The 16,821-nt window shown below is 48.0% G+C and carries 13 protein-coding genes; 5 read left to right on the top strand and 8 right to left on the bottom strand.

Features of this window, described 5'->3' with window-relative positions; translation table 11 throughout:
- Positions 1-24: 24 nt before the first annotated feature.
- From QFZ48_RS03370 to QFZ48_RS03390, 5 genes are all read right to left on the bottom strand, one after another.
- Positions 25-2,466: an AAA family ATPase gene (locus QFZ48_RS03370; protein WP_429061134.1), complete on the bottom strand. Its 2,442-nt coding sequence runs from the start codon at positions 2,464-2,466 to the stop codon at positions 25-27.
- 374 nt (positions 2,467-2,840) lie between these two features.
- Complete coding sequence (locus tag QFZ48_RS03375) at positions 2,841-3,851, bottom strand: DUF3137 domain-containing protein (RefSeq protein WP_429061136.1); 1,011 nt, start codon at positions 3,849-3,851, stop codon at positions 2,841-2,843.
- Between the two features lie 13 nt (positions 3,852-3,864).
- Positions 3,865-4,392 carry a hypothetical protein gene (locus tag QFZ48_RS03380; RefSeq protein ID WP_370913513.1) on the bottom strand — a complete coding sequence of 176 codons (528 nt, stop codon included), beginning with the start codon at positions 4,390-4,392 and terminating at the stop codon, positions 3,865-3,867.
- 19 nt (positions 4,393-4,411) lie between these two features.
- Positions 4,412-4,723, bottom strand: coding sequence for a hypothetical protein (locus tag QFZ48_RS03385; protein WP_429045738.1), 312 nt, complete (start codon positions 4,721-4,723; stop codon positions 4,412-4,414).
- 139 nt (positions 4,724-4,862) lie between these two features.
- The gene (locus QFZ48_RS03390) at positions 4,863-6,092 is read right to left on the bottom strand and encodes a PmoA family protein (protein ID WP_429061138.1); all 1,230 of its coding nucleotides are present in this window, start codon (positions 6,090-6,092) and stop codon (positions 4,863-4,865) included.
- 137 nt (positions 6,093-6,229) lie between these two features.
- On the opposite strand from QFZ48_RS03390, the gene QFZ48_RS03395 reads away from it, so the two are divergent.
- Together QFZ48_RS03395 and QFZ48_RS03400 are read left to right on the top strand one after the other, a co-directional pair.
- Positions 6,230-7,786 (top strand): C25 family cysteine peptidase, encoded by a 1,557-nt coding sequence (locus QFZ48_RS03395; RefSeq protein WP_429045734.1) that lies wholly within the window; start codon positions 6,230-6,232, stop codon positions 7,784-7,786.
- Complete coding sequence (locus tag QFZ48_RS03400; protein WP_429061139.1) at positions 7,767-8,042, top strand: hypothetical protein; 276 nt, start codon at positions 7,767-7,769, stop codon at positions 8,040-8,042. Before QFZ48_RS03395 ends, QFZ48_RS03400 begins: the two co-directional genes overlap by 20 nt.
- Here QFZ48_RS03400 and QFZ48_RS03405 read toward each other — a convergent pair.
- From QFZ48_RS03405 to dnaK, 3 genes are all read right to left on the bottom strand, one after another.
- The gene (locus QFZ48_RS03405; RefSeq protein WP_429061141.1) at positions 8,018-9,058 is read right to left on the bottom strand and encodes a dipeptide epimerase; all 1,041 of its coding nucleotides are present in this window, start codon (positions 9,056-9,058) and stop codon (positions 8,018-8,020) included. The genes QFZ48_RS03400 and QFZ48_RS03405 overlap by 25 nt on opposite strands.
- Before the next feature lie 62 nt (positions 9,059-9,120).
- Positions 9,121-11,745 carry a 4-alpha-glucanotransferase gene (locus QFZ48_RS03410; protein ID WP_429061143.1) on the bottom strand — a complete coding sequence of 875 codons (2,625 nt, stop codon included), beginning with the start codon at positions 11,743-11,745 and terminating at the stop codon, positions 9,121-9,123.
- A gap of 287 nt (positions 11,746-12,032) precedes the next feature.
- The gene (gene dnaK, locus QFZ48_RS03415) at positions 12,033-13,940 is read right to left on the bottom strand and encodes a molecular chaperone DnaK (protein WP_429045729.1); all 1,908 of its coding nucleotides are present in this window, start codon (positions 13,938-13,940) and stop codon (positions 12,033-12,035) included.
- Between the two features lie 266 nt (positions 13,941-14,206).
- Between dnaK and QFZ48_RS03420 the strand changes: the two genes are divergently transcribed.
- The 3 genes from QFZ48_RS03420 (at position 14,207) to QFZ48_RS03430 (ending at position 16,777) form a co-directional block, all read left to right on the top strand.
- Complete coding sequence (locus tag QFZ48_RS03420; protein WP_429045727.1) at positions 14,207-15,571, top strand: OmpA family protein; 1,365 nt, start codon at positions 14,207-14,209, stop codon at positions 15,569-15,571.
- Positions 15,572-15,635: 64 nt separating this feature from the next.
- The gene (locus QFZ48_RS03425) at positions 15,636-16,121 is read left to right on the top strand and encodes a GNAT family N-acetyltransferase (RefSeq protein WP_429045726.1); all 486 of its coding nucleotides are present in this window, start codon (positions 15,636-15,638) and stop codon (positions 16,119-16,121) included.
- Between the two features lie 80 nt (positions 16,122-16,201).
- The gene (locus QFZ48_RS03430; protein ID WP_429045725.1) at positions 16,202-16,777 is read left to right on the top strand and encodes a porin family protein; all 576 of its coding nucleotides are present in this window, start codon (positions 16,202-16,204) and stop codon (positions 16,775-16,777) included.
- Positions 16,778-16,821 lie beyond the last annotated feature (44 nt).

The following is a 16,821-nucleotide window of genomic DNA, read 5'->3' on the forward strand; positions in this document are numbered from 1 at the left end:
AGAATTTTGGGAATCTGACAATCATCAAATTATTGTCCAGTCTAACTGATCATTTTTTATATCCAGTGTTACCGTCATATCTTTCCGGAGGCTGCCGTCGATAATCATTCTCGACAAGGGCTTCCGTAGTTGTCCCCGTATCACCTCCCGCAGCGGCCGTGCGCCATACTGAGGAGAATATCCCATCAGCGCCAGGTGCCTGCGGGCAGCTGTTGTTACGGTAAAACTGATGTGCTGCTGCTCCAGCAGTTGCAGTAAATGTTGCAAATGAATATCGAAGATCTTTTCTACGTTGGCTGATTGAATAGGCCCGAAGGGAACGATCTCGGTAAGTCTTCCCAGGAACTCAGGCCGGAAGTGACGGGCCATTAGCTCCATCAATTGTTGGGAAGCGGGAATCACGCCTTCCTGGAAGGACCGCGATATGGCTTCGCTGCCTATGTTGGAAGTAAACAACACCAGTGCATTGGAAAAGTCGCCTGTTTTCCCCAGCCTGTCGTGCAATTTCCCTTCATCCATGATCTGCAGAAAAATATCAAATACAGAGGGATGTGCTTTTTCTATTTCATCGAATAATACTACGGCGTAGGGTTGTTGCCGTATTTTATTCACCAGCAGTCCACCTTCCTCGTATCCCACGTATCCGGGAGGGGCGCCGTATAAAAGTGCGGCAGCATGTTCCTCTTTGAATTCCGACATATCGAAGCGGATCATGGAGCGTTCGTCCTGGAAGAGAAAATCCGCCAGTGATTTTGCCAGTTCTGTTTTACCCGTTCCCGTTGGCCCCAGGAAAAAGAAGGAACCAATTGGTTGTCCCGGGCGGCTCAGGCCTGAACGGGATTCCAGTATCGCATCTGCTACGGCTTTGAGGGCATGGTCCTGCCCTACCACCCGCTTGCGCAGTTGCGCTTCCATGTTGATCAGCCGTTCCCTTTCCTGCGATTGCACCTTTCCCAGGGGAATACCTGTAATGGCCGCAATCATGGTAGCCAGATCCACCGGTGTTACCGCTTCCTGCCGGGAAGAAGCGATTGTTTCCAGTTGCTCCAGCAATTGCTGCAAGGAGGATTGCAGTTCCGGCACAGACGTAATCTTATCAGGATCGGTTTCCGTATGTAAACGGGATGATAGTAATACGCCCAGCCTTTCTTTCATTTGCCGGTAAAACCAATGAAGATCCGCTATCTGTAAGGATTCCTTACTATTAAGATCAGCAAATTCCTGTTGTAAAGTTTGTAACAGCGGCTGGCTGGTGTCTTCCGTTGCCCTTACCGCGGCCATGGTGCGGTCCAGCAGGTTCACGGCGCTATCCGGGAGGCTTCTTTCCTTCAGGTAACGTTTCGACAAACGGATGGCTTCGTTTATCCCTTCGGGTGAGACGGTGAGCTGGTAAAAGTTTTCATACACCGGCACCACAGCACTTACCATTTTTCCGGCCAGTGCTTCGTCGGGCGCTGCCAGGTTGATCGTTTCAAAACGGTGCCGAAGGATAGCATCCGGCTCAATGAGTTTACGGAAACCTTCCGGTGTGGTAGTTCCGATAAGGATGATCTTCCCTTTGCCCAATGCGGCTTTCAGCACATTGGCCATGCCTGTACCGGTTTGTTTATCCAGCAGGCTATGAAGATTATCTATAAAGAGGATATGCCTCCCTGTTTGTTTAAGTTGCTGAATGATCTGGAGGAGACGGTCTTCCAGTTCACTTTTATAGGCGGCGCCTGCTATAAATGCACCGTAGTCCAGCGCATAAATATCGGATGCCTGCAATTGCAGTGGTACCTGCTTCTGCACAATGGCGCGGGCCAATCCTTCTGCCAGCGCTGTTTTCCCTACACCTCCCTCACCAATGATCAGTACGCTGGCGCGGTCTTTACGTGTAAGCACTTCCGTTACTGCCCTGATTTCCCCGTCGCGGCCAATCACCGGGTGAAAGGTTTTCAGCAGTTGCGGATCGGTAATACGGTATACATATTTCAATGCGCCGGGCTTAATAGCGCCGGGCACTGTGGTATTGGCGGTACTGGTTTCTTTTCCTTTTTTGCCGGCGCCCAGAAGCTGGTCGCGGGTGAATGGAAATGTTTTGAGTTGTTCATAGGAAAAACCTACACCCGGCGTGCATAAAGCAATAAGCAGGCTCCATGCATCCGGTTCACTGTCGCTATCCTGTGCTATACTGATGGCTTCATTCAATACTGCTGCCGCAGCTTCATCCGGTTCCGGTTCATCGGGAATACGCGATGCCCTGGGCATCTCATCCAGCCGGACTTCTGCCCATTCTTCCAGGTAGTATACATCGATGTCCATTTGATGCAATGCAGGGGCGAGACCCGTTTCCTTATGCAAACAGGCGCGCAGTAAGTGCGCAGGTGTAAACTGCGGATGATGATACTCCTTTGCAATGGCCGTTGCAATTCTGATAGCAGATTGCAATGCAGGGCCGAATATGGTCAAGGTTGACAGGGTCATTTGGATGATTCCAGGTTTTTCAGAATTCAGTTAACAATTACAATTTTTCGGGTTGCCTCTTTTGGAAGCAAAGTAAAGATACAGCGAAAACATATACGTAGAATTCATTCCGGAAAAAAATGCAGTCTTTTTTTAAGCCCACCACCACCGGATATATATCTTATCCCCCGCGATTCATAAAAGCCATAAAACGCGCTACAGCAAAGAGTTCCAAAGGGTGTCAAAAATCAAACAATATTATTTATCTTTTTTATAATATAAGTAATCATTAAAAAATAACAGCGGATATAGGGAGGATGTCTACCAATTAAATAGGAACGTGCGGTCTTTATATCTCCGGAAAAAAAATTACCTGGCATACTCATCCGGTTTTTTTATGACGGAGAAAATGCGCAGGAAGTCCAGATAGGCAGATTGCTTTTCAGGTCTTCCGCCAATTGTAACATTGACATGAAATCCAGGAAAAAGTTATTCAGCAGCTGCCGGTTATGTAACGACTTGTTCAAAGTGGTTTCAAAATAATCGGTTCCATGATCGATGCCGATGTAAACCCGGTTATTATAAAAAGAAATAAACAATCTCGCCCCGGTGCGTTCGTGCAATGCCACCATCCTCTCCATCAGCGCCGGAGTAAGCAGCTGCTGCGCTGCCACCTCATCAGGAGCGTACACCATAAATAATTTATTAAAAGCGGCATCAGCCGGCAATACCTTCTTTCCAAGATGCCAGGTTTGAATGTATCCCTCGCCGGCCGCGCTGTTATTGCGTGACAGCACATACACAGGCGTACTGAAGTACCGGGGAAACTGGCCGATAAAATAGCTGCCACAGAAAACGGTGTCGGGTCCCTGTCCGCGTACGGTTACCAACGGCATATGCATCACCGTGAGGTCGCAGAACTGAAAATTCATCTCCCCAAGTTTACCATACACCTGGTCATTACCCGTTATCTGGTATGCTTTCTTTTCAAACAGCCCGCTTTCTGTAAATTCTTCATAGCTGGCATGATTAAGGGGCTGGTATTGATAATCCGGATGGATGAAGCTGATTAATGGTTTTACAATCCGTTGCTTAAAATCGTGCCGGTAATCTGTTGCTTCGTTTACGCCTCCCTGTTTCATCATAAAACGGCGCATTGCATAGCCTGTCAGCGTTACAAGCAGTACCAGACCGGCAATAACGACGGTCCTGTTCCCTTCATTTCCCGAAGCGGGCTGCAGAGAAAAACGCACGATAAAGAAAACAAAGGCAGCAAACGGTAGCAGTGACACCACCCACATCCGGCGTACCCAGTTACGGCCGGCAATACGTTGTTTTTCCAGCGACTCCAGTTCATCATTGAGTTGCCGATCCAGGAAGGCATTAAATTCTTCCAGTGTTTTCATCACAAAATTGTTATCAGTTAGAAGACCAATGTGCAGCAGTGCCACCGATGCTGCTTACCACCCCGCCTGAAAATGGCTGGCTAATGAGCGCTTTAAATGGTTGCACATTTTCAGCAGATAAAGGCAGCTTGAAAAAAGACCGGCTTTGTCCGAGTTGTACATACGCATATTCCATAGGAAACAGGCGTACCCTGATGATCCGCAGCGGCAAAATGAGTTTATAGTCCGTATAGGTGTCCACGTTATTTACTGATTCACCTCTTTCCAGACGGCTCACAAAGTCATTAATTTTTCCCGGCCGTTTTCTGATCTGTGCAAACATAAAAAGATATGGGATCAGTACTCCCACGGGCATGAACAGCAGTATAAAAAGAACAGCAGCAGGTGTTTCAGTACTTCTGCCCGCAAAGATGCTGTAGCCGATAAGTCCAAACACCAGTACAGCCAATACTTCTGCGGTGATCAGGGCGGTGATGGTCTGCTTTTTATCTTTTTCATGGATTTCCAGCAGCTTGGTTTTCAGCTCAGAAAAATTCTTCATCGGATATGGTTTTGTAAATTTATTTTGCCCGCAGTTTGCTGTAATTGCTGATAGCGAGATAGAATCCTGCCAACGCCACGAGCCCATAGGCTGCCATCAGTGCCCAGATGCTTTCACCGGTTACCTTATAGATCAGCATTTCAATTTTGGTAATACTGATACTGACATCGCTGACGGCGTGAAATTGTTTGTAACGGTAGAAGATCAGCGCGATACCCGCTATGCCAAGTAATACACCAACAATAACGCCACCCCAGGAAGGCGGATCATCGTCTTCTTCTTCAGGATTACGCGGACGCACGTCTTTACCAGGTTCATTTGCATTACTCATCCGGATGATGGTTAAGGGTTACTAAATACAAGGCTGCTATCAATATTTCCGTTCACAGGGCTTCTCCGAGGTTAACCGAATTGAAACCGAATCATTCACTGTACGAAAATAAATGAAAAAGACATCACTCACAAACACATTATGGTGCGGTGATCACTTCCGGTGGATACGCATAGTCCTGCCAGGCTGCCTCTGCTTCTTCTGCAGTGATATCGCCGCTATACACCATTACCCGGTATTTCAGCTGGTAGCGGGCATCCGGATACAGCTGCCACGGTTTCATACGGGTGGGAGTATAATTGAACATCAGTTCACCACCTTCCGCATTTTCGGGCCATACACGCAGGGGTTCAGGAGAATCAAAATTATCAGGATAGTTCATGATCAGCAATCCTGCCTTTCCCTGTGGCGTAGCGCCGGATATTTTCACCCAGCGGGCACAGGTACTGTCGGCATCCCGGCGTGTTTTGCCCTCAGATGTAAGCACCTGGCTGGTTTTATCTGTAAAGTCGGCGGTGGTTCTTAAACCAAACCCGCCACCATAGCGGTATTGCAACAGGGTAATGCCAGTGGGGGTAGCTGGTGTAAAGGTGGAAGTAAAATCCCACAGGCGGCGGTTGCCGTTGTTGGTGGCGGGATACGCCTGTACCAGCCATGTTTCATGAATGGCGGTTTTTTCTGTACCATCTTTCAGAAATGCTATATGATCCTGGCTGGCACTGAATCCGCACCATACGTTTCCGGAAAATGTTTCCATTTTACCCGCAAAGCGCACCTTGCCTTCTTTCTTCTGCACATTCCAGAAATCAGTTTCGCGTCCTTCAAACAGCGTATGGGTCCAGGGATTCCAGATGCCCATATGATGCCGGTGACCGGCATTTGGGAAGATATTCGTGAGCACTACGCCATTAGGCGCCCAGAGCGGATGGATAAATGCACTGCGGTTATACACGGTATCTGTGCCGGCGGGTGCGGGCACCGTTTTAAAATTATACTGCAAAATAGGTTGCGCGGATTGTTCCAACAGTACATGGCCATCCTGGCGGAGCGCCTTCATCAGGGTATCAGTTGCGCCCTTGCCTTTGCGCAGTTCATATTTTCTTTCTGTACCTGCTGCAGTAGTTCCCGTAAGGATCCAGCAAAGCTGACCTGCCTGCCGGCTAACGGCTACGGGTACACGCTTATTACCGGTTACTTCTTCCAGTATCACCGGATCACCGGCGGATGACAGAACGCCGGTATATACAATGCTGTTGTAGCGGTTCAGCTTTCCTGCCTTCACAGTAAAGTGTGCAATTACCTGCGCATGGGTGTCCATATAAAAGAAAACAAATAGTAACGGTAACAGGTGGAATTTTTTCATATTCATCTCCGGTAGATTCCCTGAAAAATACGGTTTACTTTTTCAGTATGCAAATACCTTGCGCAGGGAAATATTAATATTGTTTGGAGACCGGCACCATATTATCCTTTAATTCAATATTTTTGAACGCTTAAAGGTTAATTATGGCAGCCCCTCTCAGTAACATGCTGACAACAAAACTCATTATAACCAATAAATCCGCCCTTCAACAGAAATACGGCGATGCTCACCAGCAGATTCTGGATGATATAAACGCATTGCAGGCATTTGATAACAACAGGCACCTGGATGCCCACATTATTTTCCTGGATGATGCTGCCCAGATGCTGGGCTGCCAGTCAACCGCAGTAACAGCAGCCACGGACGATGCCCAGAACAAAAAAGCGATTGATGAACTGTACCGCTTCTTTTCGCCCGGATATATACTCTTGCTGGGGTCGCAGGATATTATTCCGTTCCAGCGGCTGAAGAATTTGTTACCGGGAGATAACGACCCCGATACCTTTATACCCAGTGACCTGCCCTATGCGTGCGACACGCCGTATGATACAGACCCAGGTAAATTTATTTCACCCACGCGGGTGGTAGGGCGTTTGCCGGATATTCCAGGCGTGGGGGACCCTTCTTACCTGCACACGCTGATTACGAACATACTGGCAGCAGTGCCTTCCAAACAGGGCGACTACCTCCCCTATTTTTCCATGAGTACTTTCGACTGGCAGAACTCTACACAAAATACCCTTCAGAACATTTTTGGCAGTACCAGCAACCTGCTCATATTCCCCGGCAGCGATGAAACGCTGAACGGTACCAACTGGACCGCTGCGCAACTGCAGGCTAAAACGCATTTCATCAACTGCCACGGAGCCATCTATAATCCAGGGTTTTACGGGCAGAAGTCCACCGAGTTTCCGCTGGCGATGAGATCAGATATTCTGAAAGATAAGATCACCCACGGCACCATTGTGGCAGCCGAATGCTGCTATGGCGGCCAGCTGTTTGACCCGAAGAAAAACAGCGGTAAGCGCATCAGCATGGCCAACAGCTACCTGCTGAATCATGCACTGGCTTTTGTAGGCAGCTCCAATATTGCCTATGGCCCGCCTACCGGGCAGGGACTGGCTGACCTGCTCACGCAGTATTTTGTGATCAATGTGCTGAACGGCGCTTCTACCGGGAGAGCCTTGCTGGAAGCCAGGCAACGGTTCCTCAATGAAATGGGCCCCATGCTGGATCCCTATGAACTGAAAACGGCCGCACAGTTTTATCTCCTGGGCGACCCATCATGGCAACCGGTGATCAACGACAAAGATCCCAGCAGCACGGGCGATACGCAGCTTTTTGTAAATACCCTGCAAAACCGCCGCGATAACCTCGAAGCACGGGGTAAAATGCTGGACGACTTCATCGCAGTGCCCCATCCGTCTGATGGCTCGCACGCCACAGATCCCGCACTGCACCAGGCGATGCACAAGTTGCTGGATGAAAAGAACTTTGCCGAAAAAAGAGATCCGAAGGTATTTGTCAACAAAAAAAATAACCCTGTGGTTAAAGAAGATGTGAGCGGCTCCATGCCATCTGTAAAATTTCACGTATTTTCGGAATCTGCCACCACTGGGGACTCCCCTTCAACAAAGGTGATAGTGGTGAAAGAAAAGAATAATCAAATACTGGGGTATCGTGAATATGTCAGCAGATAACAGCAACAGGGACAAAAACAGTCCCTTTATTACACTTACCGGGCGTTTGGTGCTCCGCACATTTGGTAAACACAGCAAAAGTGAACACCTCGGCGTATTCCTGGTAACAGACCAGGGAGATTACCTGATTCGCCCTTCAGGAGCAAATCCCTTTATGCCCAACCCGCTGATGCCACTGGCCGGCAAAACTATAGTGGCCACGGGTTGCATTGAAGACTATGTTTTCCTTGCTCAAACCTGGAAAGAAGAAGAGTGAGCTGCCTTCAATAACTCCGCACCAGTTCCCCACCTGTCGGCGTAAATAATACGGCCGTTTTCCATTTTAATACCGTCTGCGCTATCTTCCGCCAGCAACAGCGGACCATCCATATCCACATAATCCAGCAGCGGCAGCAGATGCGCCACTGCAGAAGTGCCTACCGTGCTTTCGTTCATACTGCCGGTCATTACTTTCATGCCTAAACGCTTTGCCTCCGTAATCATCCGCAGCGCCGGTGTAATGCCGCCACATTTGGTAAGCTTGATGTTGATACCATGAAAATAACCGTGGCATTGGGCTACATCCTGTTCTACAATACAACTTTCATCGGCTATAACCGGTAACACCACTTTTTCATATACCTGTTTCATTCCTTCCTTGTCTGCTGCTGCCATCGGCTGTTCAATAAATTCCACGCCCAGCTCCTTTAACGCAATGGCATTACGCAGGGTTTCCTCTACTCCCCAGGCACAATTGGCATCTACCCGGAAAATAGCCGTGGTATGCTTTCTCAGCTCTTTAATAATCGCAATATCTTCCTTTGTACCAAGTTTGATTTTATAAATGGGCCACGGAAATTCCTGTAGTTTCCGCACCATATTTTCAATGGTGTCAATACCGATGGTATAGTCTGTAAGCGGATTATGCGAAATATCGAGTCCCCATACCTCGTAGAGTTTCTTTTGCTGCTGTTTTGCGTACAAGTCCCACGCAGCAATATCCAGGGCGCATAGGGCAAACATATTATCCTTCAGCAGCGGGTACATGTCCTGCCAGAAAAGCTCTGGTGTATGCAGGGTATAGTTTTCAATAAAAGAACGGTGCTGCTCAAGATCTGCCATCAGCCGCGGCACGGTCATCTGGTAATAGGCATTGTCGGCGGTTTCACCCAACCCGCTTTCCCCCTCCTGTTCCAGCTGTACCACCAGTAAGGGTTGCAGATCTTTGGACTTACGGGAAATCGTAAACGTGTGCCTGAATTTCAGTTCAAAAGGGAAAAGGGTGAGCTTCATTTTACTAACGGGTTCTTTCTGTGAAAATACAATGCATTTGTGATATTGTTAACCGCAGCTGATCATCGAACGGACATCATCTCCGGAAGGTTCCGCGGAATGCGGTAACGCCAGTAATGCGATGCCACTGCGGGAATATTGATCCTTTCCGTATCAGGATTCCGGGGACTTTCGGGGGCTTCCGCCGCCAACAGGTCCTGCACCTGGAAGATGCGCCACATAGCAGGAGACGCCATATGCCGGCTGATAATTTCGCGGATCAGTTCCGGCGTAGCAGTGGCAGGTGCTGGTCCGGTATGTTGCAGCTGTTGCTGATAATACTTCCGGGAGATGGATGTATTTTCCTTCCACCACCCTCTCAGGGTGCTCATGTCGTGCGTGGAAGGCGTTAAAACAGACAGGTAGGGCGCCTTTGATATGTCTGCAAAGAGTGCGTTCCCGGATTTTGGCATACGCTCAATTTCCAGGCTTAAAATGCCTTGTGCCTGCATTACGCCAGGCACACATGCGGGCACCATGCCCAGATCTTCCCCGCAGATGAGCATACGGGTAGCCCTTTTTATCAGGGGGAGTTTATCAAGCGCTTCCCGGCGCCAGCAGCTTTCCTGCCGCAGGTAGAAGTAGTCGTGGTACAATGCCTGCAAAGCTTCCCTGCTCCCGGCATCCAATGCCGCAAACGACCTGGTGGCCGCCATATCATAACGGGGATGGTACAACGTTTTACTGTCTCCACTTACTTTTATAAATAATACATCAGCTATCAGGTTATAGAGGATCGTTTTTATGGTTTCCGGCAACGCTGATGCCGCCACCTTTTGTTGCGTACTGTATGCCGGCAACAGCTGGTAACGTCCGTCCGGCAAGGGATGCATCAGTTGCTCTTTCATCATACCCGCATAGTTGCCAAACAGTTCTTCCAGGATGGCGTCGGTTATATAAGGCAGGCAGTACCTGCTTTCTTCAAACTGAATGCCACGGCGACTCATTTCCTCCGGTGTAACGGGAACGGCTGGATGAAAATATCCCAGTATGCCTTGTATAGCATCGCGGGGTATCTGCCAGATGCGGAAGAAGCCAAGGATATGATCAATCCGGAATGCGTCAAAATAAACAGACAGGTGACGAAGGCGCTGCTGCCACCACTCCAATCCGTTTTCCCTCATGTGTTTCCAGTTATAGGTGGGAAATCCCCAGTTTTGTCCTTCGCTGGTAAAGCTGTCTGGTGGCGCTCCTGCCTGCATATCCAGGTAATAATGACCGGGGTTCATCCAGGTGTCTGCGCTGTGGCGGGCCACACCAATGGCGATGTCGCCTTTCAGGACTACGTTACAATCGTGTACTGCGGCGCTGGCAGCGGCCAGCTGCCGGTGCAGGTGGTATTGCACAAAGAAATGATACTGTACTGCCGCAGCAGCATCTTCATCTGCTACTGCCAGTTGTTTCACTGCCGTAGCGTCATATACATTATAGCCGGGCCATTGAGCGAAATCACCGGTCCCGTAACGATCGCGCAGAAAGCAGTATACGGCGTAAGGCAGCAGCCAATGCTCATTGGCAGCCAGCCATTGCCGGTATTCCGGTGTTTGTAACCGGTGCCCTTCCGCTTTAAACAGCGCCCGCAGATAAGCCAGTTTGAACGACATTACTTCTTCATAGTCCACCGTTTCTTTTTCGTTGAGCCATTGCCGTAGCCGATCAAACTGCCGTTGCAACGGATGGGATGCAGGCAAACTGCCTACGTACTGCAAGCGGATATATTGTGGGTGCAGCGCGAAAGAAGAAATAGCGGCATATGGATAGGAATCTTTCCAGGTACCGGTTTGTATGGTATCATTCACCGGGAGCAGCTGTATCAGCTGCAGCCCTTTCTGCTGCGCCCATTGGGCAAATGCCGGCAGGTCTGCAAATTCGCCGGTACCAAATCCTTCGGGACTGCGCAAACTGAACACGGGTACGGCCACGCCGGCGCCTTTCCAGGGAGCAGGTGCAATACGCAAAAATCCGTCGTGTAAAATTACCTGCCGCCCTGTTGTTGCGGTGGTATGCAATTCACGGTTGCTGCCGGTTTCATACTGAACAAATTGTTGCCTGTTCTGGTCGTAAATGCCGTATTTATAATACATGGGCGCCGCTTCACCGGAAAGGTTCAGCGCTATGGAAAACCAGCCTTGTTCATCGTATTGCAGCAACAGTGGGTTACTGGTATCCCAGTTACCTGTTGACAGACTGCTGCCCAGCAAACAAACGGTTTTACTGCTATCCAGCAGTGGCGCCTGCACACGGAATATATGCGTTGCCGTTAGGGGTGCTGTAATTGCAGCAGGGGATCTTTTATAAAAAACGCGGGAGAAAGGAGCCGTTAGCCAGGCATTTTCCGGGCGATGCGCATCATTCCAGGTATCCAGGAAAACGATATCAGGATGTTCTCCCGGTATAAAAACAAATTCACGTACCGTGCCTTCGTATATCACCTCTTCCCCTTCTCTTAACAAGTACTGGTATCGCAGGGTAAAAGGTTTCCCGGGAGCCAGCCGGATATCGGTGTACCACCATTCTTCGTTTCCCCATTGCATAAGGCGGGCATGTTGTGGCACATCATTACCCAACGCAGGTAAATTACCAAGCAGGTATAGATCCTGCCCGTAATGAGTATGGTAACGGATATAAAAACGTACACTGTAATTCATCGGATCCCGGCTAAGCCGGAACAAAGTAGGAAAAAACGCGCGGATTTTCGCGGATGTTGTCTTTCCCGCTGATTACGCTGATTATACTGATTCAGGGGATTTGATCACTTTGGATTTTAAAGGATTGGGGGAGATGAAAGAGAATTTGATCATTTTTGATTAAAAAAAAGGGAGATATAAGCAGGTTTATCCGCTTATATCTCCCAAAATCCTTTAAAATCCAAAGTGATCAAATCCCCTGAATCAGTCTAATCAGGTTAATCCTGAGAAAGACAACATCCGCGGCATTATTTTACTTCTTCGAATTCTGCGTCGGTAACGCCATCGTTGGCACCACCCTGAGGCTGGCCCTGTTGCTGACCGCCGTTTGGCTGGCCGCCTTCGGGTTGACCCTGAGATGCTTTGTACAGCTCTTCTGAAGCAGCAGTCCAGGCAGCTTCCAGTTCTGCAGTAGCAGTATCCAGTTGCGCGCTGTCCTGTGATTTGTGTGCTTCTCTCAGCTTTTCAAGTGCTGCTTCGATAGTTGCTTTCTTATCAGCAGGCAGTTTGTCGCCGTATTCTTTCACCTGTTTTTCGGTCTGGAATATCAGGCTGTCTGCTTTATTGAGCTTTTCGATCTTTTCGCGTTGTTCTTTATCTGAAGATTCGTTGGCTTTTGCTTCGGCTTTCATCTTTTCGATTTCTTCCTTGCTCAAACCACTACCTGCTTCAATCTTAATGTTCTGTGTTTTTCCGGTGCCTTTATCCTTTGCAGTTACGTGCAGGATACCGTTGGCATCAATATCGAAAGTTACTTCGATCTGAGGAACGCCACGCGGAGCAGGAGGAATATCACCCAGGATAAAGCGGCCCAGTGTTCTGTTCTGGTTAGCCATTGGCCTTTCACCCTGCAGTACATTGATTTCCACGCTAGGCTGGCTATCTGCTGCAGTTGAGAAGGTTTCAGATTTCTTGGTAGGGATAGTGGTATTGGATTCGATCAGTTTGGTCATTACACCACCCATTGTTTCGATACCCAGTGACAGCGGTGTAACGTCCAGTAACAGTACATCTTTCACTTCACCTGTCAGTACACCACCCTGGATTGCAGCACCTACGGCTACTACTTCATCCGGGTTTACACCTTTATTAGGCTTTTTACCGAAGAATTTTTCTACTACTTCCTGGATTTTAGGAATACGGGTAGAACCGCCTACCAGTATAATTTCGTCAATTTCGGAAGTGTTCATACCGGCATCTTTCAATGCTTTGCGGCAAGGCTCCAGTGTTCTTTCCACCAGGCTGTCGCTCAGCTGTTCGAATTTAGCGCGGGTTAATTTTTTCACCAGGTGTTTGGGAACGCCATCCACTGCGGTGATATAAGGAAGATTGATTTCAGTTTCCTGAGAAGAAGATAATTCGATCTTTGCTTTTTCAGCAGCTTCTTTTAAACGCTGCCATGACATTGGATCCTTGTGTAAATCTACTGCTTCATCTTTTTTGAATTCATCTGCCAGCCAATCCATGATCACTTTATCGAAGTCATCACCACCGAGGTGTGTATCACCATTGGTTGATTTTACTTCAAATACGCCATCACCTAATTCCAGGATAGAGATATCGAAGGTACCACCACCGAGGTCAAATACAGCGATTTTGCTGTCCTGGTGTTTTTTATCCATACCATAAGCCAGTGCCGCAGCAGTAGGCTCGTTGATAATACGGCGAACATTTAAACCGGCAATTTCACCGGCTTCTTTGGTAGCCTGACGTTGTGCGTCATTAAAGTACGCAGGTACAGTGATTACTGCTTCTGTTACTTCCTGACCCAGGTAGTCTTCGGCTGTTTTCTTCATTTTCTGCAGGATCATTGCTGAAATTTCCTGCGGAGTATATAATCTGCCGTCTATATCAACTCTTGTGGTATTGTTGTCTCCTTTTACCACTTTATATGTAACGTGGCTCACTTCACTGGCAACTTCGTCAAAATGACGGCCCATGAAACGCTTCACTGACATAATAGTGTTTACGGGGTTGGTAATAGCCTGACGCTTTGCGGGGTCGCCTACTTTCCTTTCTCCGTTCTTTAAAAAAGCCACTACAGATGGGGTTGTTCTCCTGCCCTCATCATTGGCAATCACTACCGGTTCGTTACCTTCCATTACGGCAACGCATGAATTGGTAGTTCCTAAGTCAATGCCTATTATTTTTCCCATAGTATTAAAGATTATCCTTTAGTTGTAAGTATTTCCGTGTTTGTCGTTGGTTTGTCAATGATTATGCCAAGCAAAAAAATATGAAATTATGTCAGTCAGGTACCCTATATTTGATCACAGATCACAGTTATTCCGTTGGCAAACACCTTTTTACTAAATAACTGAGTCGTTTAATTTGTTCATAACCTCGCCTTTCTTCAGCTATTTTATTCCTGACCTCCTGTTTTTATAATGATACAAATTGTGTAACCTAACCGTTATTTCTTATGAATACATCCATTTTATGGAGGGCTGCGTGCTTGTTGTTAGCAACCACCCCAATGATGAGCCAGGCTCAGGATCAACCTACCACTACTTCTGCCGTACCCACAGCAAAATTATTCAGTGGCCCCAGTGACTATAAAACATGGTCAATTGGCGTAAATGGCGGCGTTTTGGCGCCAGTGGCTGCCACCGGTGGCAGTAACGACTTTACCAAATGGAAAGGATCCTTCGGTTATGGCGCCTATGTTAAGTACCAGGTACTGCATTTCTTTGCCCTGCGGGCAGATTATGTAGGCGGTAAACTCCAGGCAGATAACAGTAAAGAACTCGGTAACGGCTCCCTTCCTGTCAGACCGTATAAGTCGTACGAAACCAAATTAAACTGGTCAGGAACTTTAAATGCCGTATTCAATATCACCACCGTCAATTGGTTATTCCGGGAAAACTTTGTTCAGCTGTATGCCTCTGTAGGCGGAGGATTGGCCGGATATAAACCTACTGTAACCAGAAACGACAACACCAGTTTCCCCTATAAAGCGGAAGACAAAGCCATCAAGGAACTGATTATCCCGGTGGGCGCCGGCCTCAAATTCAGGCTGTCTGAGTTCATTAACCTGGACCTGGGCTATACCATGTATTACACCGACGCGGATAACCTGGACGGCTACAACTACGGACCCAACAAGGATAAGTACTCCTATGGCTATGCGGGACTGGAATTTGCCCTTGGCAAGAAAGGCAAAAAACAACTGCAGTGGTCTAACCCGGCCAAAGTGATGTATGATGAGCTGGAAGCCCAGAAAACCACCCTGGCAGCTTCGCTGGATGCTGCCAATCAGAACAATGCCAGGTTGACCGCTGATGTGGATAAACTGACAAAAGACAGTGACGCGGATGGCGTTTCCGACTTCTTCGATAAATGCCCGGGCACCCCTGCCAATACCAAAGTAGATGGCTCCGGTTGTCCGCTGCCGGTACCGGAAGTAGTGAAAAAAGAAGAAAAAGTAGTGATTACAGAAGAAGATAACCGTATCGTAAGGGAAGCCATTCAGAACCTGGAATTTGAATTTGCGAAGGCAAGCATCAAGCCCAGCTCCTATCCTGCGCTCGACCGGGTCGCAGAACTGCTGAAACGCAAAAACCTCAACCTGAAGCTGAGCGGCCATACCGACAATGTAGGCAGCAAGTCGCGGAACCTCGCCCTGTCAAAGGAAAGAGCGGAATCCGTTAAAGCATACTTTGTTGATAAAGGTGTGAATGCTTCTAAAATTGAAGCAGTGGGTTATGGCATGTCACAACCTATCGCCTCCAATAAAACCGCGGCAGGCCGGCAAAAAAACAGAAGAGTAGAGTTTACAATATTCTAACTGACTGACAATAAGATCATAGGGATTTTTTGATGTGAAATCAAAAAATCCCTATTTTCATTTTATGGAACCTTACATCATCAGAACAATAGCTCCTGCAGACGATCCGGCAATTGCCCATATAGTAAAAACCACGTTGACAGAATTCGGCATGAACAAAGCCGGTACCGCGTTTTCAGATCCTACCACCGAGCACCTCTCCCGGTTGTTTGATATTCCCCGTGCAGTGTATTATGTAGCGCTGGCAGATGACAGAATAATTGGCGGGGCCGGCATTCATCCGCTGGATGGCGGCGAAGCGCATGTGTGCGAACTACAGAAAATGTACCTGCTGCCCGAAGCCCGCGGGAAAGGACTGGCAGGCAAGCTGATCACCCTGTGCCTGGATTTCGCTAAACAAAACGGCTACACGCAATGCTACCTGGAAACAGCGCCAGAACTTGCCAGGGCCAGAAAAGTATATGAACAGTTCGGATTCAGGTACCTGACAGGCCCGATGGGTGATACCGGTCATTTTGGCTGTGACAGCTGGATGCTCAAGGATTTGTAGTTTCCGCAACAGGTGGATTTTTATTCCTCATTGTAAACCGGCACACTTCTTGTCAACTGGGGCTTACAAAATAACATATCATGAAAAAATTTATTTTGTCTGGTGTATTAGCCATTGGAACTATGCTGGCAGTACAAGCACAAAATGTAAAATTCGGCGTTAAAGGTGGTTTGAACATCTCCAAACTAACAGATACCGACGGCTCCAAAACACTCGCAGGCTTCCACGCCGGCGGTCTTGTTAACATCGGGCTGAATGAAAGCTGGGCAATCCAACCGGAAGTATTGTATTCTGCCCAGGGCACCAAAGCAGAAAAGAGTGTATTATGGTTAACCACTTCCAACACGGTGAAGGTTAATTATATTAATGTACCGGTAATGGTACAGTATTCTATTGTACCTGAATTTTATTTGGAAGCAGGTCCGCAGGTAGGCTTTCTCACAGCCGCCAAAGTTAAATCCGGCGATGTAACAGTAGATATCAAGGACGATATGCAATCCGTTGACTTCGGACTGGGCTTTGGTTTTGGTTATAAATTCGATATGGGTCTTGGTATCAGCGGCAGGTATAATTTTGGCCTGACCAACGTATATGATTCCGACAAAGTAGACAGCAAAAACTCTGTAGCACAGATCGGCGTGTTCTACACTTTTTAATGCAGGCATAAAATATTGCAGATAAGCGAAGGTTGTCTTTATCA

Origin of the sequence: Chitinophaga sp. W2I13 (assembly GCF_050434005.1) — a bacterium.
GTDB lineage: Bacteria > Bacteroidota > Bacteroidia > Chitinophagales > Chitinophagaceae > Chitinophaga.

Coding starts and splice junctions, on each gene's coding strand:
- QFZ48_RS03370 (WP_429061134.1), bottom strand. CDS start 2,466: ATGACCCTGTCAACCTTGACCATATTCGGCCCTGCATTGCAATCTGCT.
- QFZ48_RS03375 (WP_429061136.1), bottom strand. CDS start 3,851: ATGAAAACACTGGAAGAATTTAATGCCTTCCTGGATCGGCAACTCAAT.
- QFZ48_RS03380 (WP_370913513.1), bottom strand. CDS start 4,392: ATGAAGAATTTTTCTGAGCTGAAAACCAAGCTGCTGGAAATCCATGAA.
- QFZ48_RS03385 (WP_429045738.1), bottom strand. CDS start 4,723: ATGAGTAATGCAAATGAACCTGGTAAAGACGTGCGTCCGCGTAATCCT.
- QFZ48_RS03390 (WP_429061138.1), bottom strand. CDS start 6,092: ATGAATATGAAAAAATTCCACCTGTTACCGTTACTATTTGTTTTCTTT.
- QFZ48_RS03395 (WP_429045734.1), top strand. CDS start 6,230: ATGGCAGCCCCTCTCAGTAACATGCTGACAACAAAACTCATTATAACC.
- QFZ48_RS03405 (WP_429061141.1), bottom strand. CDS start 9,058: ATGAAGCTCACCCTTTTCCCTTTTGAACTGAAATTCAGGCACACGTTT.
- QFZ48_RS03410 (WP_429061143.1), bottom strand. CDS start 11,745: ATGAATTACAGTGTACGTTTTTATATCCGTTACCATACTCATTACGGG.
- dnaK (WP_429045729.1), bottom strand. CDS start 13,940: ATGGGAAAAATAATAGGCATTGACTTAGGAACTACCAATTCATGCGTT.
- QFZ48_RS03420 (WP_429045727.1), top strand. CDS start 14,207: ATGAATACATCCATTTTATGGAGGGCTGCGTGCTTGTTGTTAGCAACC.
- QFZ48_RS03425 (WP_429045726.1), top strand. CDS start 15,636: ATGGAACCTTACATCATCAGAACAATAGCTCCTGCAGACGATCCGGCA.
- QFZ48_RS03430 (WP_429045725.1), top strand. CDS start 16,202: ATGAAAAAATTTATTTTGTCTGGTGTATTAGCCATTGGAACTATGCTG.